Here is a 21,066-nt window from a genome sequence, read left to right as displayed (position 1 = left end):
TCTTCGTGCTAAATCACGCAGCGGCGTGGTCGGAGCCGATGCCCGCTTCGCGGTCACCGAACGCCTGCAGACGGAGCGAGTTGGCCCGCTTCGCCTTCGCCTTGGCGGTGCTGCCCGCCGGCGTCACGCCGTTCACGTCAGCGGTGCTGTACGCGAAGCTGCCGAGCGCCCACGCGACGGCGTCGGAGTTGCGGTCCAGCGCCACCCGGTCGACGTTGCCCAGGTTGTCGCAAGCCTGGTGGTAGCACTTGTCGTAGGCGACGTCGGCGGTGCCGCCGAACTTCGCGGCCTGCGCCGCGGTCTTCTTGCCCTCGGCGCCGGTGAACAGGCCACCGGCCGGGATGCCGACGGCGATGAACTGGCCGTAGTCGGAGCGGCCGGTGAAGTCCGTGCCCTCGATCGGCAGGTTGCGCGACGCGAAGTAGTCGGTGAAGTTCTTCTCGATCTGCGCCGAGCCGTACGGGCCGGGGCCCGCGCCGGTCGCGTCGGAGTCGTCACCGTCGTAGGCGAAGTAGGCCGCGTTCGGCGAGCCGATCATGTCGAAGTTCAGGTACAGCGCGATGTTCAGCTGCTCTTCGAAGCTCAGCTGGTTGACGTAGTACGTCGAACCGACGAGGCCGAACTCCTCGGCGCTCCACCAGCCGAAGCGGACCGCGTTGTTGACCTTGGGCTTGGCGCCCAGCTGCAGCGCGGTCTCGAGCAGCGCGGCGGAGCCGGTGCCGTTGTCGTTGATGCCGGGGCCCTCGGGGACGCTGTCGAGGTGGGAGCCGAGCATCACCACGTTGTCCTTGCGGCCCGTCTTGGTCTCCGCGATGACGTTGTAGCTGGTGCGCGGCTCGAGCACGGTGCGCAGCTCCAGCGTGACGGACTGGCCCGCCTTGCCGGCGAGCGCGGCGCCGTCGGCCGCGGTGATGCCGCCGGTCGGGATCTTCACGGCGGCCGGGTCGCCCAGCGTGCCGTTGAGCGTGCCGTCGGTGTTGTTGTAGATGATCGCGCCGATGGCGCCGGCGTCAGCGGCGGTCGCCTGCTTCTGCGCGAAGGTGCAGCCACCGCGCTTGATCAGCACGATCTTGCCGGTCACGCCGGTGTAGTCGCCCGCTTCACAGCCTGAGGTGTCGTCGACGGTTGCCAGCGCGAGCGGCGCGGTGATGCCGCCGACGGGGGTCGACTTGGTGTAGGTCATGGCGATGACGGGCGTCGCGGCGCCGCCGACCGTCAGCTTCTCGGCCAGTGTCTGGCTGAAGGTGAACGGGAACTCCTGGCGCGTCACGTCGAAGCCCGCGGCCTCGAGCTTGGTCGCGACGTACTCGGCGGACTTCTTGTGGCCTTCGGTGCTCGCGGCACGGGTCTTGCCGTTGGTGTCCGCGATGCGCTGCAGTGCGATGAGGTGGCGGTTCACGCCGTTGACATCGACCTTCTGGACCAGTTTCTTGGCCAGCGCGGTGGGGTCTTCGGCCTTCGCCGCGGTGGCGGCGGGCGCGGTGCCCAATGCCAGCGCGGCGCAGGCGGTCAGCACGACCGCGGGCACGTATCTTTTGCGAGCTTTATGCATGGCGGAGACTTTTATGCGTACTGACTGATACGTCAATGCTGCATTCGGAGGTAGCCCACTCCACGGGAGATACCCTCGGATCATGTACGCGATCACCATCCGTGAACCCGGTGGCCCTGAAGTACTCGAGTGGACCGAGATCGAAGATCCGGTTCCCGGCCCCGGCGAGGTGCTCGTCGACGTAGCCGCGACCGCGGTCAACCGCGCCGACCTGTTGCAGCGCCAAGGCCTCTATCCCCCGCCGCCGGGCGTGACCGGAACGCTCGGCCTCGAATGCTCCGGCACGATCGCCGAACTCGGCGAAGGCGTCGAGGGCTGGCAGGTCGGCGACGAGGTCTGCGCGCTGCTCGCCGGCGGCGGATACGCCGAGAAGGTCGCCGTTCCCGCAGGTCAGCTGCTTCCGGTGCCCGCCGAGGTCGAGCTGCTCACCGCAGGCGGGCTGCCCGAGGTGGCCTGCACGGTCTGGGCGAACGTCGTCATGCACGGCAAGCTCGGCAAGGGCGACGTGCTGCTCGTGCACGGCGGCGCGGGCGGCATCGGCACGCACGCGATCCAGGTCGGCAAGGCCCTTGGCGCGACGGTCGCGGTGACCGCCGGTTCACCCGAACGCCTCGAAAGCTGCCGTCAGCTCGGCGCCGACATCACGATCAACTACCGCGAGCAGGACTTCGTCGCCGAGCTCAAGAAGGTGACCGATGGTGCCGACGTCATCCTCGACAACATGGGCGCGTCGTATCTGGATCGCAACATCGACGCGCTGGCGATGAACGGCCGTTTGGTCGTCATCGGCTTCCAGGGCGGCGTCAAAGCCGAGCTCAACATCGGCAAGCTGCTCGGCAAGCGCGGGAGCGTGTTCGCCGCCGGGCTGCGCGGCCGTCCGCTCGACGAGAAGGCCGCCATCGTCTCCGACGTGCGCGCGCACCTGTGGCCGCTGCTGGAGAACGGCTCGGTCAAGCCGATCGTCGGGCAGGTGGTCCCGCTGGCGGAGGCGTCGAAGGCGCACGAGGCGCTGACGGAGGGCTCGGTGTTCGGGAAGGTGATCTTGGCGGCGAAGAGCTAGCGCAGCTCTTCGAGCACGCGGACGAGCTGGTTCACCTCGAAGGTGTTCGAGTAGTGGGCCAGCCCGATCCGCACCGCGCCACCCACCTCACCGACGCCGAGCGAGGCGAACACGCCGTTCGTGCCTTCGTCGGCGAACGCGCACAGCCCCTGCTTCGCCAGGTACTCGGCGACTTCCGGGGCCTTCTTGTTCGCCACCGTGAACGCCAGCGCCGGGATCCGTCGCATCGCGTCACCGATGACCATCACGTGGCGTAACGCCCGCAGTTCCGTGGACAGCTGCGCGGCGAGGCCGGCGTGGTACGACTTGGCCGAGCCGAGCGAGGTCACGAGCCGCTCGCGGCGTGACCCGGCCGCGGCGTCGTCGAGCCCGGCGAGGTAGTCGACGGAGGCGACCAGCCCGGCCAGCAGCGGGTACGCGTGCGGCCCGAGTTCGAGCCTCGCAGGCCCACGCGCGTTGGCGTCGAGCGAGACCGAAGGCAGGCGTTCCAGCAGCTCAGGGTCGCGGAAGACGAGCGCGCCGACCGACGGGCCACCCCAGGCCTGCGCCGAGACGACCATCACGTCGGCGCCGAGCGCCTGCAGGTCCAGCGGCACGAACGGGGCGGCGTAGGTCGCGTCGACGACCACCAGCGCGCCGACGCGCTTGGCGAACTCGATGACCGTCGGTACGTCCGGCCTGGTGCCGACCGAGCCGGACGCGAGCGTCACGGCGACGGCCTTCGTACGGGCCGAAACAAGGCTTTCGTACTGCCAGGCTGGCAGCTCACAGGTCTCGATGTCGATCTCGCCCCAGCGCACGACGGCGCCGACCCGCTTCGCGGCACGCTGCCACGGCGCTAGGTTGGCCTCCTCGTCGAGCCGGGAGACGACCACCTCGTCACCGATGGTCCAGCGCTCGGCCATGGCCTCGACCAGGCGGCGCAGCATCACGGGCGCGCTGGATCCGAGCACGACTCCGGCCGGATCGGCCCCGACCAGGTCGGCGACCGCCCGGCGAGCCGCCGTGACGATGCTCTCGGCGCGCTGAGAGGCTGGAAACGCCCCGCCAGGGCCGGACACCGGTGCGCGCATCGCCGTCGAGACGGCCGATGCGACCTGTTCTGGTACCAGCATTCCAGCAGCGCCGTCGAAGTGAATCCAGCCGTCACCCAGCGCGGGAAACAACCCACGGATACGAGCGACGTCGAACGCCATGGTGGACACCGTACGGATGCTTGCAAGTGCGATGTGTTCGGGGTTGGCCTGGCAGACACCGGATGCGCCGCTGACCGCTACTCTCGGGCACATGACCGCGCCGAATTCCCAGCACCCCGAATCCGCACCGCACGTGGTGGTCGTCGGCCCGGACGGCACTCCGCTCGACATGCCCGAGCACGAGCAGCGCGACGCCGAGGCCGTCGGCGAGCTCATCGAAGAGCCCGCGAAGGTGATGCGGATCGGCACGATGATCAAGCAGCTGCTCGAAGAGGTCAGGGCGGCTCCGCTCGACGACGCCAGCCGCAACCGGGTCCGCGAGATCCACCAGACGTCCATCCGCGAGCTGGAGAAGGCGCTGGCCCCGGAGCTGCAGGACGAGCTGGAGCGGCTCGTCTCGCCGTTCACCGACGACTCGACCCCGTCGGACGCCGAGCTCCGGATCGCGCAGGCCCAGCTCGTCGGCTGGCTCGAAGGCCTGGTGCACGGCATCCAGACCGCGTTGTTCGCCCAGCAGATGGCGGCCCGCGTGCAGCTGGAGCAGATGCGCCGCGGTCTTCCGCCCGGCGCGTCGGCGGGCGCAGGCGCCGAACAAGGCCTCTCGGGAAGCGGTCAATACCTTTAGCGGTTACGTGGGGCTTTAAACTCGCCGGAATCCCCTGCGAGAGGACCCCACACCGTGCGACAGCTGCCACTCGACTCCCGTATCCGCCGCGCGCTCGCCGACAAGCTGAAGAGGGCCGTGGCGGACGCGGTGAAACCGCTGCTGGCCGAGCAGACCGAGCGGCTGGAGCGACAGGTGGCCGAGGCGCGCGCGGAAGCGCAGCGCGCCTACGACCGGGTCATCGAGTTCGAGATCCGCTCGCGCCGCGACCTCGTCTACGCCGCCGACCAGCGCGCCGCGCGTGAAGCCGCGGAGTTCGTCATCGAGCACATGCCGAGCGCGCCGCGCTTCGGTGAGCGCCTCGGGGTGCTCGAGCACGGGCTGAAGCTGGCGCCCGCGGACGGCATGGCGCTCGAATTCGGCGTTTTCCAGGGAACGAGCCTCAAGCTGATCGCCGAAACCCGCCAGACCGGCGGTGTCTACGGTTTCGACTCGTTCAAAGGCCTGCCAGAGCAGTGGGGCGTCGACTTCGCGCCTGGCCACTTCGCCGTCGACGAACTGCCGGACGTGCCCGGCGCCGAGCTCGTGGTCGGCTGGTTCGACGAGACGCTGCCGGGATTCCTGGACGAGCGCCAGGGTCACGTCGGCCTGCTGCACGTCGACTGCGACCTCTACAGCTCCACCAAGACCGTGCTGGAGCTGGTCGGCCCGCGCCTGCGGCCGGGTTCGATCGTCGTATTCGACGAGTTCTTCAACTATCCGGCCTGGAAGGACGGGGAATACCGGGCCTGGACCGAGTACGTCGAGAAAACCGGCATTTCGTTCGAATACGTGGGTTATTCCTACGTCGACGAGCAGGTCGTCGTGCGAATCGGCGAAGCAGATTAGGGCTTGCGGCCGACCGCGCTCCCATGGGGCCGGGCAAGCACACCGAGTCACGTAGGTACCCTCGTATCTCGTGCACGCCACCAGCACGGTTCACGACACCAGTGACCACACGGAGACAGCCGTGACTTCGGCGCCGATCGAGTCCGACCGCCGATCGTTCGCGCGGACGTTCGCCGACCTCAAGACCGGGTTCGCCAATCACGAGTTATGGGCGCACCTCGGCTGGCAGGACATCAAGCAGCGGTACCGCCGCTCGGTGATCGGCCCGTTCTGGATCACCATCGCGACCGGTGTGATGGCGCTCGGGCTCGGCATCCTGTACTCGGCGCTGTTCCACATGAAGATCGAGACGTTCCTGCCGTACATCACGACGGGCTTCATCGTCTGGAACTTCATCCTCGCCTGCATCACCGAGGGTTCCGAAACGTTCATCGCGAACGAGGGCATGATCAAGCAGATGCCCGCGCCGCTGACGGTGTACGTGCTGCGGACGGTGTGGCGCCAGGTGCTGATGCTGGCGCACAACCTGATCATCTACGTGATCGTGCTGCTGGTCTCGATCGGCACGCTGAGCGGCCCGTACCACATGAGCGAGGACAACTCCGGCCCGTTGCACCCCGGCCTCGGCTTCGGGATGTTCATGGTGATCCCCGGTTTCATCCTGCTGGTGGTCAGCGGTGTCTGGGTCTCGCTGCTGTTCGGCATCATCTCCACCCGCTTCCGCGACATCCCCCAGGTGATCAACAGCCTGGTGCAGCTGGTCTTCTACATGACCCCGATCGTCTGGTCGCCCGACGTGCTCGGCGAGCGCGGCCGCAGCATCGGCCACACGGCGGTCCAGTTCAACCCGCTGTACCACTACGTGCAGGTCGTCCGCGGCCCGCTGCTCGGCCAGCAGGTCGACTGGTGGAGCTGGGTGATCGTCATCGGGCTCACCGCGATCGGCTGGGCCATCGCGCTGCTGGCGATGAAAAACTACCGTTCCCGCGTCTCGTATTGGGTGTGACAGCTAGTGGTCAGCATTGACGTCCGGAACGCATCGGTCGACTTCCCGATCTTCGACGCCAAGACGCGGTCGATGAAAAAGCAGGTGCTGGGCAAGGTCGGCGGCAAGATCGGCTCCGACACCAAGGTCCCCATCATCGAGGCGCTGCACGACATCACCGTCTCGCTGCAGGAAGGCGACCGCGTCGGCCTCGTCGGCCACAACGGCGCCGGCAAGTCCACGCTGCTGCGGCTGCTGTCCGGCATCTACGAGCCCACCAGGGGTTCGGCCAGGATCGTCGGCAAGATCGCGCCGGTCTTCGACCTCGGCATCGGCATGGACCCGGAGATCTCCGGGCTCGAGAACATCATCATCCGCGGCCTGTTCCTCGGCATGACCGCGAAGCAGATGGAAAAGCGCGTCGACGACATCGCCGAGTTCACCGAGCTCGGCGACTACCTCCAGATGCCGCTGCGCACGTATTCCACGGGTATGCGCGTCCGCCTGGCGCTGGGTGTCGTCACCTCGATCGACCCCGAGATCCTCATCCTCGACGAGGGCATCGGCGCCGTCGACGCGGCGTTCCTGGCCAAGGCCAAGGACCGGCTCAAGGACCTGGTGAAGCGCTCCGGCATCCTGGTCTTCGCCAGCCATTCCGACGAGTTCCTCTTCGAGCTCTGCGATTCGGCCATCTGGATGGACGAGGGCCACCTGAAGCAGCGCGGCACGCTGCGCGAGGTGCTGACCCAGTACAAGGGCCGTGACCCGTTCGAGCACATGAGCCCGGAGAACCGGGAGCGCTTCGCGGTGGCCACGAACGGCGGCGAATGACCATGAGCGACCAGCCGTTGCCACCCGGCGCGGTCGTCGGCGTGGTCGTCACCCGCCATCGCCGTGACCTGCTGGCCGACTCACTGAAGATCATCGCGGCCCAGACCCACCCCGTCGATCACCTCATCGTGGTCGACAACGGCCCCGACCAGTCCGCCCGCGACGTCGTCGAGAGCTACCCGCTCCCCTTCACGTACCTGCCCTCGCACCACAACCTCGGCGGCGCCGGCGGCTTCGCGCTCGGCATGCTCCACGCACTGTCGATGGGCGCCTCCTGGCTCTGGCTCGCCGACGACGACGGCCGCCCAGCCGACGAGAACGTGCTCCAGATCCTGCTCGACGAGGCCGAAAAGCGGAACCTGGCCGAGATCTCCCCGGTCGTGGCCAACATCAACGCACCGGCCAAGCTGGCCTTCCCGCTGCGCCGCGGTCTCACCTGGAAGCGCTCGTCCGAGGAGCTCGGCGAGGACTTCCTCCCCGGCATCGCCTCCCTGATGAACGGCGCGCTGTTCCGAGCGTCCACTTTGGACGTCGTCGGCGTGCCGGACCTGCGCCTGTTCTTCCGCGGCGACGAGGTCGAGCTGCACCGCCGCCTCGTCCGCTCCGGCCTGCCGTTCGGCACGTCGTTGAAGACCACGTACCTGCACCCGGACGGCTCGGACGAGTTCAAGCCGATGCTGGGCGGGAAGTTCCACGCGCAGGACCCGGAGAACGAGGTCAAGCGGTACTACACCTACCGCAACCGCGGGTTCCTGATGGCGCAGCCGGGCATGCGCAAGATCGGCGCGCTGGAGTACATCCGGTTCGGGCTGTACTTCGTCGGCGTCAAGCGCGACCCGAAGGCCTTCCTGCAGTGGCTGAAGCTCGTCCGCCAGGGCCGCAAGGAGAAGTTCTTCCGCTACTGAGGCGTCGCGACGTCGTACAGCGACCTAACATTCTGTTGGAACAGCAGGTCATACCTGGCCTCTCGGTACGTGTCCAGGTCATAGATGCTCACGGTTTTCGCCCAGCTTCCCGCATCGGTCTGGGTGAAGCCGTATTTCTGGGCGAGAGCCTTCTCGGCTCCGATGTAGCAGAGGCCGACCCTACCGTCCGGTTCAATGGCGACGATCTCACACGGAAGCCCCTCGTAGTCCGTCTCGACGGTGATCTCATCGAGACGCTCACAGTCGGAAACCGAGACTTGCGCCGCCCAAGCGGCACGCTCCGCCGACCAGAAGAAGACCCTGACATCAGGGTTGGTCTCTCCGGGGTACAGCAAGATCACAGTGTCCCCGACCGGATGGGACTCGACCTCGTATTCACGCCCATGCACCGAAGCGTAGATACCAACTCGCGGACGCATTGAGGTCATCACACACGCACCCACCCGAGGGCTGCCCCTCTGTACATCGCCACCGGCACTTTTTGCCCTTGGTAGTTGTAGTCGAATATCATGGCGCCGCCCGGCACCACACCGAAACGCATCCAGTACTCGGGGAATCCCAGCTCGGAATTCGCCGTGATACCAGTCCCGGTGTACGGCCACGGATTTAATTCCTGCCGGAAGGTATCCGGGTCAAGCCCAGCCTCTCGCGCGGCCGCCACCATGTCCATCGCGGCCACTTCGACGCGGGCATGGTTTTCCGGGTAGCCAGTACGCGGGTAAGGCAGCGCAGGCGCACCCAGCGGCAGCACGAAGCGATCAGGGTCGACCGCCAGGAACTCCATGACTTGAACATTGCTCGGCTGCGCACCGAAGGAATTGGCAGGAAAATCAAGTCGAAACGACGCGATGAACTCGGCCGGAGTACTGAGGTGCGTAGTGTCCTGTTGCCGGGAAACCGAGCCGCCGACGAGTTTGTGATGAAAAGGCGGCTTCACGCCGGGCATGCCTGCGGAAACCTCACGACCGAGGTAGCGTCCCGCAGCGCCGGGGCGCAGGACCTTGACCATGAGTGTGTCCGCCTCGATCGGCGCCAGCCGCAATGAGCGCGCGACCAACACTCGCTGCTCGTGCGACAGCTGCCCCGCACCCGGAATCGAGGAGGTCATGCGCCACCGCCACTTTCCGGCTTGGCGTAGTCCCGCTCACGCCAGATCGGGAAAAGCAGGTCTCGCCACTCCTCGCGGTAGCGATGCACCTCACGGAGCGGCACGAGAATGGAAAAAGTTCCGGGATCGCTCTGCTCGAACCCTTCCGCTTCGGCGTCCGCGGTCTCGCCGCCGAGATAATAAAGCAAAGCTTTTCCGTCATCCGTTACCGAAATCACCTGCACATTGAGCCCATGATATGTGCCCTTGCTGCTGATCGAATACGCGGAGTCACACTCAGCCAGCGGAATGTTCGCCTGCCACGCCTTCCACTTCTCCAAGTAGCGAAACCGAGGGTCAGGCGGATCTTCCCCTCGGTAAGTCAGCAACGCCTCGCCGGTGTGCAATACCGAGGCCTTCGGATACACGGTTCCGCGAAACTCCACCACGGTGCCGGCACCGGGATACCGTCGAATCATCGGAGATCCTCCCAGCCCAGATCCTGGCCCCAGTAACGGGCCACCGGACGCTTGTTACCTGCTCGGTCGTACTCGTAAATGGTGCTTCCGGGCTCGATGTCCGCATACGGCCGAATGCGCTCCGGCACACCGTTATGCGCATCGGCGGTCATCCCGAATCCACTGAACGGCCATTTCGACACCATCGACTCGGAGTTCTTGGGGGTGAACCCGGCCGAATCGGCTGCGTCGACCATCCCGGCACGTGCTTCGCGCACTGATTCCCAGTTGGCATGAGTACCGCTGCCGCCTGCATAGGGCGCGCCGAAAGGGGTCTTGTAGGTCGAATCTCCCGCTGGGAATTCCATCACGTGCACGACGTCCAGCTTGTCGGGTTTGAATGGCGTATTCTGGTAGTCCAGCCGGTTGCCTTGGATGATCTCCTCAGGCGTCCGCATGTGCGTCGCGTCTTGCGCCCTGGCCACGAACCCACCGACCTGGTTTGAATTGAACCTGCGGTCACCACTCGGCGTGACCTCATTGTCCAGGTAACGGTCCAACGCGCCAGGCGGGATCACCTTTTGCATCGTCGTGTCCGGGTGGATGTCAACCAAGGCCTGTGCACGAGCCACCAGGTCACGTTCTCGTGGGGTCAGCTGGCCGGAACCGGGAACCTGCCCCTTCGTCGGGTCGGCGGTCCCCTTCTCGAACGCGCGATCCAGCTCCTTCATCTCATGGGGAGTGAAGTGCTCCTCCATGGACTGCCGCCACGACTTCGGCCCTGGAGGCGGGCCTTGGGGTCCAGCTCCATCGCCGCCCGGAGGACGGTGACCGCCGGAATCACCGCCGCCGGGCGGCGGTGGTCCGCCGGGCGGTGGGTTGTCAGGCGGTGAGCCGCCCGCGCTCTTGGGAGCAGGCGGCGCGGTGCTTCCCGCACTCGACGGGGTTGTTGAGCCTTCCTTGACCGGCGGCGCCTTGACCGATTTGCCCGTCTTGTTCAGCGCGTCGACCGTGTTGAGCTCGTTGGTCTCGTAGTGCTGCTTGGCGGCCTTCGTCTTCAACGCCGCGGCGTCGACGGACTTGCTCGTCTTCGCGACCTGCGCCTTGGCGGCATCGACCGTGCTGTTCAGCGAACCGGTCATCCCCGTGCCGATGACGCCCATGGACTCGTGCCCGAAGTTCGCGGCGCCGACCTTCCGTCCGACACCGTCGACCTTGTCTCGGGTGCGGCCGATGTGGCCTTCCATCGTGCCCAGCGACTCGGTGTTGAGCCGGTGCCCTTTGCCGCCCGCGCTGGTGCCGGTGAAGTGCTGCCCGTCACCGTGCCCGGTGTTCGGCTTCGACTCGTGGTGCGACGACGACCCGTCCGACGTGTGGTGCGCCGGGCTGGGGCTGTGCGAGCCCGACGTGGACGTGTGGTGCGAGCCGGTCGACGTGTGGTGACTGCCACCGGTGCTGCCGTGCTTGGACATCGCTACTCACCCGCCGGAGCGATGTCGTACGGCTTGACCGCGTCGTAGGCGCCCATGGCCAGGCCGCCGACGGTCGCGAAACGGTCGAGGCCCTGGGTGATCTTCTCCATGGCCTGGATCAGCTTGGCGAGCCGGGTGCCCTGGCGGGCGAAGCCGGACAGGAGCTTCGTGATCTTGCCCGAGATCTTCGCCGCGGTGGCGGCCGCGCGGGCCGAGGCGACGCCGAGGAAGGCGGCGACCGAGCTGCCGAAGGTGACCACGGCCGAGGCGGCGGCGATGAGTGCGTCGCGGATGAGCTCGGCGATGACGTTGGAGATGAGGCCGAAGACGATGCCGCGCAGCGTGGTGACCAGCATGCCGGAGATGCCCGCGATGGCCGCGGTGCCGTCGAGCGTCTTGCCGAGCGACTCGAGTTCCTCGGCCATCTGGGTCAGGCTGTCGCGGTACTTGTCGGCGGCGTCGCCCTCCCACTCGGCGACGGCCTTGAGGTCCTCGCGGTGCTCTTGGGCGATCGTCTTCATCTCGGCGGCTGCCGACTTGAGCTGGTCGACGTTGGCGTTGATCTCGTCGGGGTTGCCGAGCAGCGCGTCGAGCGGCTCACGCAGGAAGCTGATGTGCTCGAGCATCCAGCCGACGCCGGCGTTGAGCACGGCGCCCAGCGGGTCCATGGCGGCGCCGACGGTGTCGACGACCGCGCTCGCGGCGCTGATCGCCACGTTGCACACCTGCATGCCTTCGTTTTCCGACTCGGCGGTGATCGAGTCGACCAGCCCCGAGTAGGTGTCGAAGATGCCCGCTCCGGAAGTCGCGGTGGTCATGTCTCAGCTCCCTCAGTCGCGACGCAGGATCGAGCCGCCACCGAAATCGTCGTCCTCGTCGTCGGGACGGGGACGGCGCTGGCGGGCAGGCGGTGGTGGCGGGGTGGGTGGCGCCTGGCGCGGCTGCTCCGGCTCCTCATGCGCGAACAGCTGCCGCTCGGGCGGCTGACCTGCGGGTTCCGGCTCCTCGGGCTCCTCCGGCGGGATGTAGCCGGTGACCATGTGCATGGCCTCCGAGTCGGCGCCCATCGGCTTGAACGCCTCGGCGACGTTCACCGCGGCCGAGCGCTGTGCCTTACGAGCGAGCTTGAGGATCTCCTCGGCGATCTTCGAGCCGGACTTTCCCTGCACTGCGGAGTCGGCGAGGTGCAGATCGGTCAGCGAGCCGTTCGGCGCGACGGTGACGCGGATCGAGCCGTCCTTGTTGGCTTCGGAAGCGCTCGACGCCTCCAGGTTCTCCTGGAATTCGGCGGCCTTCGCCTGCACGTCGGCGATTTTCGCGTCGAAATTCGCCAGCCATTCTTCCGGCGTCATCGCCCACCCTCTCGTTCCATCACCCCAGCTCTCACCCTCAGAGCGCAGGAACAAGCTACCGGTTCCCCGGCGTCAGGATCCTTTACGAACGAAAATGCCCCCGCCTCGGGTGAAGGCGGGGGCATGGCCGTCGAATTTATTCGCCGATCACCGGCGGCGCCGTGCGCGCGTTGCTGCCGAACACCTCATCGGGGTCGCCCTCGACCAGGTAGGTCGGCCGCTGGTGCTCCTGGTCCTCTTCGCCCTTGCCACCCTGGCCGCGGCCCATGCCGCCCATCCCGGCAGGCCCACCCCGGCCCGCGGCACCCGGCCCACCAAGCCCGCGACCGGCAGCGGACTCGGCCGCACCGACCCCACCAGGCCTGGCCGCACCCGAGCTGTTGCCGGCACCCTGCGCGCCGGCACCGGACGACGAGCCACCACTGCCCGGCCCGAAGCCACCGCCACCCCGGCCGGTCTTCGAGTTGTACTCGTTGTCCCCACCGGGCCCGAAGCTGCCACCACCCATCATGGGCGGAGCCATCGGCATCATGTTCTGATTCTGGTTCGGATTGGGCCCCGGATTCGGATTCTGCGTCGGCGGCACGAACGACGACGCCGACGTCCCACCACCCGGCTGCCCCGCCCCGGTCGTCGCACCAGGCCCGTGCACCGGAGGCGGCGGCGCGCTCGGCGTCGGACCGGGCGTGTAGCTGTTTCCGGTGTTACCCGAGTTACCGGTGTTGAAGCTCGAGTGGGAGCTGTCGCTCGACCGCCCGGTGTCCTTGCCAGTGTCCCCGCTGGTGCCAGTCCCCTCGCCGAACTTCGGCGGCTCCGCGAACGCGGGCTGCTTCGACGCGGACTGGTACAGCTCGTTGTCGTACTTCGACATGACGCCGGCGGCCTCGTCGTGGGCGGCCTGGCTGTCCTTCTGCTTCTGGATGGACTTGTCGATGTTCTCGCCCATGTTGAACGGGTTCGAGGTCACCCAGTCCTTGAACTCGTCGTTCCAGCTGAAGGGAATCGGCGTGGGCATCTGGTTCTTGGCGTTGGACGCCGCAGTGCCCTGGTCGAAGACGGTCTCGGAGGCCAGCTTCGCGTTCTGGGAGTTCGCGTCGGACCACTTGGCAAGGCTTTGGAAATAGCCGTGGGCGGCGTCGGCGGACCCGCCCTCCCACTCACCCTTGGAAGCGTTGACCGCTTGGGTCATCGTCTTCGAAAAGTCCTCGAAGGCCTTGTGGACCTCGTGGTAGGCGGTCGAGACCTGCGAGACCTGCTCGACGTCGAGGTTGCTGTCGAGGAACGCCTTCAGCTGCGTGTGGTCGTTTCCTCGGTAGTTGGCGTCCGACGGCTGGAGGCCTTGGACGTACTGGACGTCATGGCCAGTCGTGGCGGCCATTTGGTTCTGGTCGCCGATCGCCTGCGACTGCTTCTTCGCCTCGGCGCTGGCCTTCATCTGCTCGATGAAGCCGAAAAGCCAGCTGTCTTCGGGGACACCTTCCGCAGCCTTTTGCTGCAAGTAGGCATCACGCTCGGCAGGCGCCATATCGGCGACTTCCTGCTGCGTGTAGATCGGCGTGTGTCGTCCGCTCATCTGGAGTCCCCTACCCCTTCGGAAGCTTCGGCTCGACTATGTCCGCAACCTTGGAAGCGACCTCACAAGACGGCTGAGTCTGCTTGGTGGTGACGTGGTTGACGGTTACATCCGCTCGTGCATGGTCACCGAGCTCCAAAGCGAGAATGCAGGCATACGGAGGAATCGGTATCTGCGCGGCTTTCCGCCCATTTACCTGACCTGGCGTTATTCCGCCACCCGCGTCATTCGCGTCAGCGAGCCCCTGCTGATCGCGGATGCCCACACCAATGGTGAAGGCACCATCGCTGGCCGACGTCGACTTGAAAGAGTAGGCGCAGGTGCGCGCCCCGCCTTCAGTCGAGCGTTCAGGCTCTCCAAACGACCCGAACGTGCTCAAATCCGCAGCACTGAGCAAGGAGCAAGAGTCGAGCGACGACGTCGGTGAACCGCTGGTTCCCGGAGCGCTCGAATTCGTCTCGGAAGGACTGCTCTTAGCTGCAGTGGACGGCGAAGCGTTTCCTGGCTCTTTACTTGAGCAACTTGCGAGGCTCAGGGCCAATGCTGCGGTCAGCAGGATAGATCGGGTAACCAGCTTCACAATGCCTCAGCCCTACATCGCCTTCATCGCGTCAGTGACGCCTTGCTCATTTTCCTTATACAGTCCTGCGGCTCGAAGCACTGCTTCGTCTGCTTGCTGGAGGACGATCAGGAGTTGATCAAGGACGGCCTTCGCCGAGTTGGCTTCGGTGGCAGCACCTTTTTGATCATGCTCGGCGACAGCATGGCCATAAGGGTGACTGCCCAGCTTCGGCGCCTGGGTCAGCGCCGTCGTATTAAACGAGAGTTTGCTCACCCTCTCGCGCATCTCAGTTAAGGCCTTGTGAAGGGGCTCGACGCCCTTCTCGCTGATCTTGAAGCCGCCCGACTTCGCCGCGCTGACGAGCTTCGCGGCTTCGGCCTTCGCCGACTCGACGGCCTTGGCGCTGACGCCGGCGGTGCCGAGCGTCTCGACCATGTTCGTGATGCCGCCGAACCCTGGATCAGGTACGAAACTCATCGTCACCCCACGTCATTGCCCTGTGCACGGTTGCCGGGAAGTCTACTAGCCCGGCACCGCGCGCGATCACCGTTTGATCAGACGTACCCGAAGACACACCGGTTCCAAACGGCCTACAAATAGCCCTCGAGCTGCGAATACAGCTGTTGCGCGACCCGGGCGTTGTCGGCCGGTGCGTAGGTCAGCCAGCGCTGGCCGTCGGCGGCGTCGCGGGAGGTCATCATGTAGCGGCCTGCCTCGGTGTCGAACCAGACCAGGGGGCTGAGGTCGACCGGGCGGTTGTCGCGGCCGCGGACTGCCACGGTGAACTGGCCGACTCGAAGTTTGGGTTTCTCGAAGATGCGCTCGACCATGCGGACCTGGCTGGTCGACTGGGAGCGGGGGCCTGTGACGCCCGCGAAGGCGTCGTAGCCGTCGTCGCGGCGGGGGCGGGGGGCCGGGCGGGCGATGGTGACCGATTGGCCTGCCGCCGCGGGGGTCAGCGGGAGGAGGTCGACGATCGAGGGGACGATGGCCGTCGGGCGGGTCTCTTCGAAGACGAGCAGGTTCTCGTCCTGGCGGACGACCACCGCGTACTGGCCATTGGAGGCGACGCGGGCGAACAGGGCCTTTTCGCCGTCGAGTTTGGCTGCGGCGGAGATCGAAATCGGGGAGTTCACGAAGGTGGACAGTGCGATCTCGATGTCGGCGTCGAGCCTGCCGCCCCGCATCAGGCCGCGGCCTTCGAGGTCGCGGAAGACGGCGCCGCGGACCTGGCCGCGCTGGGTGAACGTGGTGCCGATGTGCGGCAGCTGGAACGGGACGGGCGCTCGCCCGTATTTGGTGTACTCGAGCAGAATGTCCACGGCTGCCAATGACAGCGAGAACGTGTACGACATCGACCGGGCCCCCTGGGGTTTCAGCAGCTCGAAAAACACGGTAGTCCACGGGCCGTGACGACCGCAGGCTGCCATCGGATCCGCTCAGCCGGTAGCGAACCGAGTTGCCGCCACCCGGCCCACGCTGGTCCGATGGACCTATGGCTGATCAAAAACCCGCTCTCGTGCTGCACCTCGCCACCGGCGGGGAACCGTTGATGTTCGCGCTGCCCGCCGATTCTTCCGAAAAGCTCGGCGAAAAGCTGGGCGAGCTCGTGAAGACCGGTGGCGTCGAAACCTTGGTGACCAAGGACAAGTCGACCGTCACCATCAATTTCGCCCATGTGGCCGTCGCTTATGTCGACGACCTGAACCGAAAGAAGGTTTTCGGGCTCAACTAACGCGAAGGCCCCCTCCGCACGTGGCGAAGGGGGCCCTCAGGCAAGACCGGTCAGAGCTCGTAGAGCCGCTTCCAGTTCTCACGCGACGTCAGTTCCGGCGTCGCGCGCTTGTACTGCTCCTTGACCGCGCCGCCTTCCTTGCGGAGGCGGTTGATGACCCTGGCGGCGCGCTTGGCCAGTGTGAACATCTTGTCGCGGTCGTACTTGCGGACGCGGACGCCTTCCTGCGAGGCGTCGGTGACGACCACGGTCTCGAACAGCGAGATGTGCCACCAGTTGGCCTCGTCGGTCGGGACGGCGCCGAGCGAGTGGCGGTGACGGCCGAGGATGCGGTCGAGGACACGCTTGAGCAGGATCACGCGCTGCAGCGAGGGCCGCGGCGCGCTGTTGAGGATGCCGATGTCGTTCGAGGCGATGCCGGGGACGTCGGTCGCGTTGTGGCGCTTGGTCTCCGGGTAGTCGTCGCGGATCCGGCGGATCTCCTTCATCGCGGCGACGCCGCCGTCACGCAGGATCTCGGGGCCCTCGAGGAAGTCCTCGACGGCCTTGATCAGCGTGGCGGTGAGGCCGTACTGCATGCCCAGTAGGTAGCGGACGACCTGCGCGGCGAGCACGCGGGCGACCAGGTTCGTGTTGAACGGGCTGTGCAGCGCCGCGGTGATGATCGAGTTGCGCAGGTTGAAGTACCGGTGCCACTCGTCCCAGTCCTTCCAGTGGAAGTCGGCGTGCCAGACGCCGGCGCCGGGAAGGGTGACCGTCGGGAAGCCGGCGCCGCGGGCGCGGTAGCTGTACTCGGCGTCGTCCCACTGGAAGAAGAACGGCATCGGGTAGCCGATGGCCTTGACGATCTCGTACGGGATCAGGCAGCTCCACCAGCCGTTGTAGCCGGCGTCGAGGCGACGCTCCTGGCGGTTCGGCTTGAGGGTCTCCTCGTCGATGCCGAGCAGGTCGGCGGTCGACAGGCTGTGCTCGACCGGCTTGCCGGGCTCCAGCGTGTTCAGGTTGGCGTACTCGGCGCCGACGTGCAGCTGGTTCGGGTGCAGCAGGTTGAGCATCTGGCCGCCGACGATGACCGGGTCGACCGTGCGGTTGGAGAACGCGGTCATCCGGATCACCAGGTCCGGCTCCAGCAGCACGTCGTCGTCCATGAACAGGACGTTCGCGTGCTCGGTGGCGGTGTGCCCGGCGACCTCGTAGAGGCCGCGGGTGAAGCCGCCTGCGCCACCCAGGTTGGGCTGGGTGATGTAGTGCAGCTTGGCGCCGAGGTCCTTGGCGACCTGCTCGAAGCCGTCACGCGAGTCGACGCGGTCGGTGCCCTGGTCGGCGACGTAGATCGCGTCGAGGGTGTCGAGCGAGGAGATGTCACCGGCGAGCGCCTGCAGGTTCTTGAGGCAGTCGTCGGCGCGGTTCATCGTGCAGATGGTGACCGCGGTCGGGCGGATCTTCTCCGGCGACTCGACGGTCCAGCGGACCTGCTCGACCTTCAGCGTCTGCGCTGCCTCGGTCTCGAGGTCGAGCCAGAGCGCGCCGCCGTCGTAGAACTTGTCCAGCTTGGCGGTCAGGGTGAACGCGGTCGCCGAGGCGCCCTTGACGATCTCGGCCGCGACGACGCGGGCGTCGCCTTCGACGTCGGACGCGCCGATCGTGAGGGTGCCGTCACCGGTGACGACTGCCTCGACGGTGACCTCCTTCACGTGCGTCCAGCGCTGCCAGTAGCTGGCGGGGAAGCGCCCGAAGTAGGTGTTGCCGGTGACCTTGGTCCCCGGTTCGAGGGTGATCTCGCCCCGCTCTCGCGCGACCGAACCGAACTCCAGCTCGGAGTACAGGTCCTTGCTCACGATGGGAGCCGGGCCGGCGTAGAGACCGCGCTGGGCGGTGAGCCGCCCCGTCGCGACGTGCTCGGCGAAGGTCGTTTCCGCGTGACCGTTCGGGGCCGGTTTCACCGCGGCCTGTCCGGTTGCGGCTGCTGCTTTACCGGGCATAGATCCTCAGTTCTCCTCTGTTTTTTCACGAAAGACGACCCACTTGAGCATGACGAAATTGATCACGGTCGCGGTTGCCTGCGACACCACCCAGCCCAGTGTGGCCTTCCAGCCGGACTCGGGCAGCAGGTGCAGCATCCAGCGGTTCATGCCCACCGCGACGAAGAAAGTCACCGTGTAGAGCGCGATGAAGCCACCGATCTGACCGGCGCCGCTCTGGCGGCCGCCGGCGAAGGTGAACTTGCGGTTCAGGAAGAACGCGGTCGTGGTGCCGGCGATGAAACTGATCGCCCGCGCGACGTCCACCCACGGCGTCGCGTCCATCCCCAGCGCACGCAGACCTTGGTAAACACCGAAGTCGACGAGCGCGCAGAAACCACCGATGAGGCCGAAGCGGATGAGCTGCCCGAGCAGCCCAGGACCCGACGGCTTGGCGGCCGTCGTGTTCGCATGGGGGTCGGTCGCCACCACTGCACTACCTCATTACCGGGGTTGATTGATAGTGGAAGTGTAGAAGCGGTCACCTAAGAGGAACATTCCGGGCGTGGTTACCCTGGTCGAGTGACCGATGGACCTCATATCGAACGGCGCACACTGACAGGTTGGGCACGCACCGCTCCCACGACAGCGGACGTGCTGAGCACGCCCGATGTGGAGATCATCGCCCGCGCGGTGGCCCAGGCCGGTCCGCGGGGCGTCATCGCGCGCGGCCTCGGCCGGTCATACGGCGACCCGGCGCAGAACGCGGGCGGCCTGGTGGTCGACATGACCCCGCTGTCCAGAATTCACTCGATCGACCCGGACACCGCGCTCGTCGACGTCGACGCCGGGGTCAGCCTCGACCAGCTGATGCGCGAGGCGCTGCCGTTCGGGCTGTGGGTCCCGGTCCTGCCCGGCACGCGCCAGGTGACCATCGGCGGCGCGATCGCCAACGACATCCACGGCAAGAACCACCACAGCGCGGGCAGCTTCGGCAACCACGTGGTGTCGATGGACCTCATCACCGCCGACGGCTCCGTGCGCACGCTCACGCCGGAAGGTCCCGAGTCGGACCTGTTCTGGGCGACCGTGGCGGGCATCGGCCTGACCGGGATCATCACCAGGGCCGTCATCCGGATGACCAAGACCGAGACGGCCTACTTCAAGGCCGACAACGAGCGCACCGCGAACCTCGACGAGACGCTTGAGCTGGTCAGCGACGGCTCCGACGACAAGTACACCTACTCGTCGGCCTGGTTCGACACGATCTCGACCGGCTCGAAGCTGGGCCGCGCCGCGTTCGGCCGCGGGTCGCTGGCGAAGCTGGACGAGCTGCCGCCGAAGCTGCGGTCCGACCCGCTGAAGTTCGACGCGCCGCAGCTCGCGACGCTGCCGGACGTGTTCCCGAACGGGCTGGCGAACAAGCTCACGTTCGGCTCGATCGGTGAGCTGTACTACCGCAAGACGCCGAAAGAGGCGCGCGGTGTCATCCAGAACCTGACGGCCTTCTATCACCCGCTGGACCTGTTCGGCGAGTGGAACAGGGCGTACGGCTCGAAGGGTTTCCTGCAGTACCAGTTCAGCACGCCGCTGAACGCGCACGAGCCGCTGCGGCGCATCGTGAAGAAGATCGCCGAGTCCGGGCACGTGTCGTTCCTCAACGTGTTCAAGCGGATGGGCGAGGGCAACGCGGCGCAGCTGTCGTTCCCGCACCCCGGCTGGATGGTCTGCGTCGACTTCCCGATCAAGGCCGGGCTCAGCCGGTTCTGCGCCGAGCTGGACGAAGACGTGCTGGCGATCGGCGGCAGGCTGTACACCGCCAAGGACTCGCGCACTTCGGCCGAGACCTTCCACAAGATGTACCCGCGCCTCGAAGAGTGGCGCAAGATCCGCAATTCCGTCGACCCCGATGGCGTGTTCGCCTCGGACATGAGCCGGAGGCTCGAACTGTGATTGACGCTGTCGGTAACCCCCAGTCGCTGCTGCTGCTCGGCGGCACCTCGGACATCGCGCTGGCGATCGCCGAGAAGTACCTCGCCGAGCGCCCGCTGCGGGTCGTGCTGGCCGCGCGCCCGTCGGCCAGGCTCGAAGCGGCCGCCCAGCGGCTGAAGGACAAGGGCGCCGAAGTGTCCACTGTGGACTTCGACGCCACGGACACCGCTTCGCACCCCGCCGTGCTGGACAAGGCTTTCGGCGGTGGCGACATCGACATCACGGTCGTCGCGTTCGGCCTGCTCGGTGACCCCGAAGAGGTCTGGCAGGACCACGCGAAGGCCGTCGAGCTGGCGACCGTGAACTACACCGCGGCCGTCTCGGTCGGTGTGGCGCTGGCGGCCAAGCTGAAGACGCAGGGCCACGGCAAGGTGATCGCGCTGTCGTCGGTCGCCGGCGAGCGGGTGCGGCGGTCGAACTTCGTCTACGGCTCGACCAAGGCCGGCTTCGACGGCTTCTACCTGGGCCTCGGCGAGGCGCTGGCGCCGTCGGGCGTGCAGGTCACGGTGGTGCGGCCCGGTCACGTGAAGACCAAGATGACCGAGGGGCTCAAGGAGGCCCCGCTCGCGCAGACCGCCGAGCAGGTCGCGGAGATCGCCGTCTCGGCCACCCGCGCGGGCAAGGAGCTCGTCTGGGCTCCCGGCGCTTTCCGGCTGGTCATGTCGGTGCTGCGGCACGTGCCGCGCCCGATCTTCCGCAAGCTCCCGTTCTAAAAAAATCCCAATGCGTCGTTCGGCACCTGCCAGGTGCCGAACGACGCATTGGGGACGTGGCAGGTACCGAAAGACGCATTGGGGATCTAGCGGGTCCCCAATGCGTCTTTCGGGTTTTA

Annotated in this window: 23 protein-coding genes; 9 read left to right on the top strand and 14 right to left on the bottom strand. The window is 66.7% G+C overall.

The window, feature by feature from the left end:
- Nucleotides 1-13: 13 nt before the first annotated feature.
- Entirely contained in the window at nt 14-1,552 is a 1,539-nt protein-coding gene (locus AB5J62_RS00425) for a M28 family metallopeptidase (protein WP_370946104.1), read from the bottom strand.
- 82 nt (nt 1,553-1,634) lie between these two features.
- Here AB5J62_RS00425 and AB5J62_RS00420 point away from each other — a divergent pair, with 82 nt between their 5' ends.
- The gene (locus tag AB5J62_RS00420; protein WP_370946103.1) at nt 1,635-2,612 is read left to right on the top strand and encodes an NAD(P)H-quinone oxidoreductase; all 978 of its coding nucleotides are present in this window, start codon (nt 1,635-1,637) and stop codon (nt 2,610-2,612) included.
- On the opposite strand, the gene AB5J62_RS00415 is transcribed toward AB5J62_RS00420, so the two are convergent.
- Nucleotides 2,609-3,808: a cysteine desulfurase-like protein gene (locus tag AB5J62_RS00415; RefSeq protein WP_370946102.1), complete on the bottom strand. Its 1,200-nt coding sequence runs from the start codon at nt 3,806-3,808 to the stop codon at nt 2,609-2,611. The two genes, AB5J62_RS00420 and AB5J62_RS00415, sit on opposite strands and share 4 nt — an antisense overlap.
- Before the next feature lie 91 nt (nt 3,809-3,899).
- Here AB5J62_RS00415 and AB5J62_RS00410 point away from each other — a divergent pair, with 91 nt between their 5' ends.
- From AB5J62_RS00410 to AB5J62_RS00390, 5 genes are all read left to right on the top strand, one after another.
- Nucleotides 3,900-4,433, top strand: coding sequence for a bacterial proteasome activator family protein (locus AB5J62_RS00410; RefSeq protein WP_370946101.1), 534 nt, complete (start codon nt 3,900-3,902; stop codon nt 4,431-4,433).
- Nucleotides 4,434-4,487: 54 nt separating this feature from the next.
- Complete coding sequence (locus tag AB5J62_RS00405; protein ID WP_370946100.1) at nt 4,488-5,300, top strand: class I SAM-dependent methyltransferase; 813 nt, start codon at nt 4,488-4,490, stop codon at nt 5,298-5,300.
- 70 nt (nt 5,301-5,370) lie between these two features.
- A complete protein-coding gene (locus AB5J62_RS00400; RefSeq protein ID WP_370946099.1) occupies nt 5,371-6,306 on the top strand; it encodes an ABC transporter permease in 936 nt (311 codons plus the stop codon).
- A 6-nt stretch (nt 6,307-6,312) separates the two neighbouring features.
- Nucleotides 6,313-7,116: an ABC transporter ATP-binding protein gene (locus tag AB5J62_RS00395; RefSeq protein WP_370946098.1), complete on the top strand. Its 804-nt coding sequence runs from the start codon at nt 6,313-6,315 to the stop codon at nt 7,114-7,116.
- A 2-nt stretch (nt 7,117-7,118) separates the two neighbouring features.
- Nucleotides 7,119-8,021, top strand: a complete 903-nt coding sequence (locus AB5J62_RS00390; protein ID WP_370946097.1) for a glycosyltransferase — start codon at nt 7,119-7,121, stop codon at nt 8,019-8,021.
- On the opposite strand, the gene AB5J62_RS00385 is transcribed toward AB5J62_RS00390, so the two are convergent.
- The 10 genes from AB5J62_RS00385 to AB5J62_RS00340 all read right to left on the bottom strand — a co-directional run bounded on the left by AB5J62_RS00385 (nt 8,015) and on the right by AB5J62_RS00340 (nt 15,901).
- Nucleotides 8,015-8,377 carry a hypothetical protein gene (locus tag AB5J62_RS00385; protein ID WP_370946096.1) on the bottom strand — a complete coding sequence of 121 codons (363 nt, stop codon included), beginning with the start codon at nt 8,375-8,377 and terminating at the stop codon, nt 8,015-8,017. The genes AB5J62_RS00390 and AB5J62_RS00385 overlap by 7 nt on opposite strands.
- A gap of 92 nt (nt 8,378-8,469) precedes the next feature.
- Nucleotides 8,470-9,150, bottom strand: coding sequence for a hypothetical protein (locus AB5J62_RS00380; RefSeq protein WP_370946095.1), 681 nt, complete (start codon nt 9,148-9,150; stop codon nt 8,470-8,472).
- The gene (locus AB5J62_RS00375) at nt 9,147-9,608 is read right to left on the bottom strand and encodes a hypothetical protein (RefSeq protein ID WP_370946094.1); all 462 of its coding nucleotides are present in this window, start codon (nt 9,606-9,608) and stop codon (nt 9,147-9,149) included. The genes AB5J62_RS00380 and AB5J62_RS00375 overlap by 4 nt, the downstream gene beginning before the upstream one ends.
- Nucleotides 9,605-11,059, bottom strand: a complete 1,455-nt coding sequence (locus AB5J62_RS00370; RefSeq protein WP_370946093.1) for a hypothetical protein — start codon at nt 11,057-11,059, stop codon at nt 9,605-9,607. The genes AB5J62_RS00375 and AB5J62_RS00370 overlap by 4 nt, the downstream gene beginning before the upstream one ends.
- A 2-nt stretch (nt 11,060-11,061) precedes the next feature.
- On the bottom strand, nt 11,062-11,877 hold the full coding sequence (locus AB5J62_RS00365; RefSeq protein ID WP_370946092.1) for a hypothetical protein: 816 nt from the start codon (nt 11,875-11,877) through the stop codon (nt 11,062-11,064).
- 12 nt (nt 11,878-11,889) lie between these two features.
- The gene (locus AB5J62_RS00360) at nt 11,890-12,411 is read right to left on the bottom strand and encodes a YbaB/EbfC family nucleoid-associated protein (RefSeq protein WP_370946091.1); all 522 of its coding nucleotides are present in this window, start codon (nt 12,409-12,411) and stop codon (nt 11,890-11,892) included.
- Between the two features lie 136 nt (nt 12,412-12,547).
- The gene (locus tag AB5J62_RS00355; RefSeq protein WP_370946090.1) at nt 12,548-13,984 is read right to left on the bottom strand and encodes a hypothetical protein; all 1,437 of its coding nucleotides are present in this window, start codon (nt 13,982-13,984) and stop codon (nt 12,548-12,550) included.
- A 10-nt stretch (nt 13,985-13,994) separates the two neighbouring features.
- Nucleotides 13,995-14,564, bottom strand: a complete 570-nt coding sequence (locus tag AB5J62_RS00350) for a DUF3558 family protein (protein WP_370946089.1) — start codon at nt 14,562-14,564, stop codon at nt 13,995-13,997.
- A gap of 12 nt (nt 14,565-14,576) precedes the next feature.
- Nucleotides 14,577-15,023 (bottom strand): hypothetical protein, encoded by a 447-nt coding sequence (locus AB5J62_RS00345; protein WP_370946088.1) that lies wholly within the window; start codon nt 15,021-15,023, stop codon nt 14,577-14,579.
- 113 nt (nt 15,024-15,136) lie between these two features.
- Nucleotides 15,137-15,901: an ESX secretion-associated protein EspG gene (locus AB5J62_RS00340; protein ID WP_370946087.1), complete on the bottom strand. Its 765-nt coding sequence runs from the start codon at nt 15,899-15,901 to the stop codon at nt 15,137-15,139.
- A 140-nt stretch (nt 15,902-16,041) separates the two neighbouring features.
- On the opposite strand from AB5J62_RS00340, the gene AB5J62_RS00335 reads away from it, so the two are divergent.
- Nucleotides 16,042-16,281 carry a hypothetical protein gene (locus tag AB5J62_RS00335; protein ID WP_370946086.1) on the top strand — a complete coding sequence of 80 codons (240 nt, stop codon included), beginning with the start codon at nt 16,042-16,044 and terminating at the stop codon, nt 16,279-16,281.
- 50 nt (nt 16,282-16,331) lie between these two features.
- Here the strand turns inward: AB5J62_RS00335 and AB5J62_RS00330 are convergent, their stop codons facing one another.
- Nucleotides 16,332-18,263 (bottom strand): glycosyltransferase, encoded by a 1,932-nt coding sequence (locus AB5J62_RS00330; RefSeq protein WP_370946085.1) that lies wholly within the window; start codon nt 18,261-18,263, stop codon nt 16,332-16,334.
- Nucleotides 18,264-18,269: 6 nt separating this feature from the next.
- Entirely contained in the window at nt 18,270-18,734 is a 465-nt protein-coding gene (locus tag AB5J62_RS00325) for a GtrA family protein (protein ID WP_370946084.1), read from the bottom strand.
- A 90-nt stretch (nt 18,735-18,824) separates the two neighbouring features.
- Here AB5J62_RS00325 and AB5J62_RS00320 point away from each other — a divergent pair, with 90 nt between their 5' ends.
- Nucleotides 18,825-20,195 carry an FAD-binding protein gene (locus AB5J62_RS00320; protein ID WP_370946083.1) on the top strand — a complete coding sequence of 457 codons (1,371 nt, stop codon included), beginning with the start codon at nt 18,825-18,827 and terminating at the stop codon, nt 20,193-20,195.
- Entirely contained in the window at nt 20,192-20,947 is a 756-nt protein-coding gene (locus AB5J62_RS00315) for a decaprenylphospho-beta-D-erythro-pentofuranosid-2-ulose 2-reductase (protein WP_370946082.1), read from the top strand. Before AB5J62_RS00320 ends, AB5J62_RS00315 begins: the two co-directional genes overlap by 4 nt.
- Nucleotides 20,948-21,066 lie beyond the last annotated feature (119 nt).

The organism is Amycolatopsis sp. cg5 (genome assembly GCF_041346955.1).
GTDB lineage: Bacteria > Actinomycetota > Actinomycetes > Mycobacteriales > Pseudonocardiaceae > Amycolatopsis.
This window is presented reverse-complemented; position numbering and strand designations above follow the sequence as displayed.